Annotated in this window: 2 protein-coding genes; both read left to right on the top strand. The window is 31.4% G+C overall.

Going from position 1 to position 2,044, the window contains the following annotated elements; all coding sequences use genetic code 11:
- Nucleotides 1–156 precede the first annotated feature (156 nt).
- Complete coding sequence (locus tag RLO81_RS16910; RefSeq protein WP_350114382.1) at nt 157–1,350, top strand: ABC transporter ATP-binding protein; 1,194 nt, start codon at nt 157–159, stop codon at nt 1,348–1,350.
- Between the two features lie 22 nt (nt 1,351–1,372).
- On the top strand, nt 1,373–2,044 hold a 672-nt coding region (locus RLO81_RS16905), incomplete at its 3' end, for a class I SAM-dependent methyltransferase (RefSeq protein WP_350114379.1).

The raw sequence follows: 2,044 nt of genomic DNA, 5'->3' as shown, positions 1-2,044 counted from the left end.
TACTCTCTAAATCTTTTTTTATCAGCACAAGATCAAGAAGGTAATTCAATAATATGCGACACAAAAAGCTGGGTTTATGGAAATGAGGTTCAATTAAGGCTAAAAAGTAATAATACAACTGCTGGATTTAATTTGCCGCATTATTGGATGTAAACGATGGAAAAAAAAAGTTATGTAAAGTTATTGAACGTAAGTAAGGCTTATGTCGGTTTGGATATACTTAATATTATCAAAAATTTGTATTCTAATAAAAAATACAAAAGATATACATCTAAAAAATATGTTTTAAAAGACATTAGTCTAAAAATAACTGAAGGAGAAAAAATTGGAATATTAGGAGAAAACGGTGCTGGGAAATCCACCCTGCTAAAAATTATTGCTGGATTGGTTAAACCAAGCTGTGGAGAAATTGATATTAGTGGCGATGTTCACGCAGTGTTTACGCTAGGAACTGCTCTTAAGGATGAGTTAACGGGAAGAAGTAATATTTACTTATCAGGTGAGTTACATGGAATGAGTAAAGAAGATGTTAACTTAATTATTGATGAGCTAATTGATTTTACTGGTTTAGGAGAGTTTATTGATAAGCCAGTTAAAACTTATTCTTCAGGAATGAAGGCCAGGCTAGCATTTGCTGGGCTATCATTTATTAGCCCTGAAATTCTAATATTAGATGAGACGTTATCTACTGGCGATCAATGGTTTCAAGTAAAAGCAAAAAAAATGATTAATAAGCTATGTAATAATGGGAAAATAGTAATTGTTGTATCACATAGCATGGAAGCATTACGTAATATCTGTTCCAGGTGTATCTGGATTAAAGATGGTGTTGTTGAGGAAGATGGTAGCCCTGAAAGTGTTATTGCTGCCTATGAGCACTACCAAAGAAGCAGAATTCTAGAAAGCAACAAATTAATTGATAAAAAAGAGACTTGGTCTAAGCATAAAGATATAAGCATAAATTTGACCCTTTGTAAGGATATGGATTATCACAATGAAATATCATCTATTATCTCAAACTCTAAATTAATAATCACAATTCACTTCGCTGGAAAAATAAATTTTGATTTTTCTTCTATCTCTATTGAGATAACAAGAACTGATGGTCTATTAATATTTCAAGACCATAGTAGTCTAAGTAACTATAGACATTATGATAAAGCTAAACTATTAAAAGTATGCATTGAAAATTTTGCTTTGTATGATGGTATTTTTGAAGTAAAAGCTATGCTTTATAAAAAAAACAACTTGATAGCGTATAGTAAAAAAACGTTAAAAGTTATTTCGGAAAATAAATATTTGGGCGGGGTGCCATTGTTTAATGTAACTTCTGATATTCAGGTGCATTAAATCTAGTGAGAAAAGTCATCTTATGATTAAAAACCTTTTAAAAAAAATTATAAATTCAAATAATATAGAACAACAAACTAATTCTAGTTATTGGTCAAGACATAATGTAACTAGTCACAAGAAGTTTTCTAGCATTGATGAATCTTTAAACTACCTGCAATGGAGAAATGATCAATATTACAATTATGAAAAATACATGCCTACTCATAGTTTTGATGATAAACGCATACTTGATTATGGATGTGGTCCCGGTCACGACTTAGTTGGATTCGGTGTAAATTCTAAGCCAAAAGAACTCATTGGAATAGATGTTTCTCCTGTATCACTTAGTGAAGCCGGTCATCGGATTAATTTGCACAATATTAATGCTGAATTAATATTGCTTGATGAAAATGAAAACAACTTACCTTTTGAGGACCATAGCTTTGATTATGTGCATAGTTCGGGTGTGTTGCATCATGTGCAGGATCCAGTATCAGTGCTTAAAGAGATAAAACGTGTTCTAAAAATAGATGGAAAAATACGAATGATGCTATATAACTACGATAGTATATGGCTTCATCTATATGTGGCATATCATCGAAATATTATACAAGGACTATATCCAGATAAGGACATTAGAGAACAGTTTAGTCATAGTACAGATGGTGAAGATTGCCCAATATCTAATGTATACAAGTACCATGAGTGGATA

The sequence above is a fragment of the Fulvivirga sp. genome (assembly GCF_040220315.1).
In the GTDB taxonomy this organism is placed as follows: domain Bacteria; phylum Bacteroidota; class Bacteroidia; order Cytophagales; family Cyclobacteriaceae; genus Fulvivirga.
This window is presented reverse-complemented; position numbering and strand designations above follow the sequence as displayed.

Bases quoted from the DNA above. Each gene is read 5' to 3' on its own strand.
- RLO81_RS16910 (WP_350114382.1), top strand. From the start codon at position 157: ATGGAAAAAAAAAGTTATGTAAAGTTATTGAACGTAAGTAAGGCTTAT.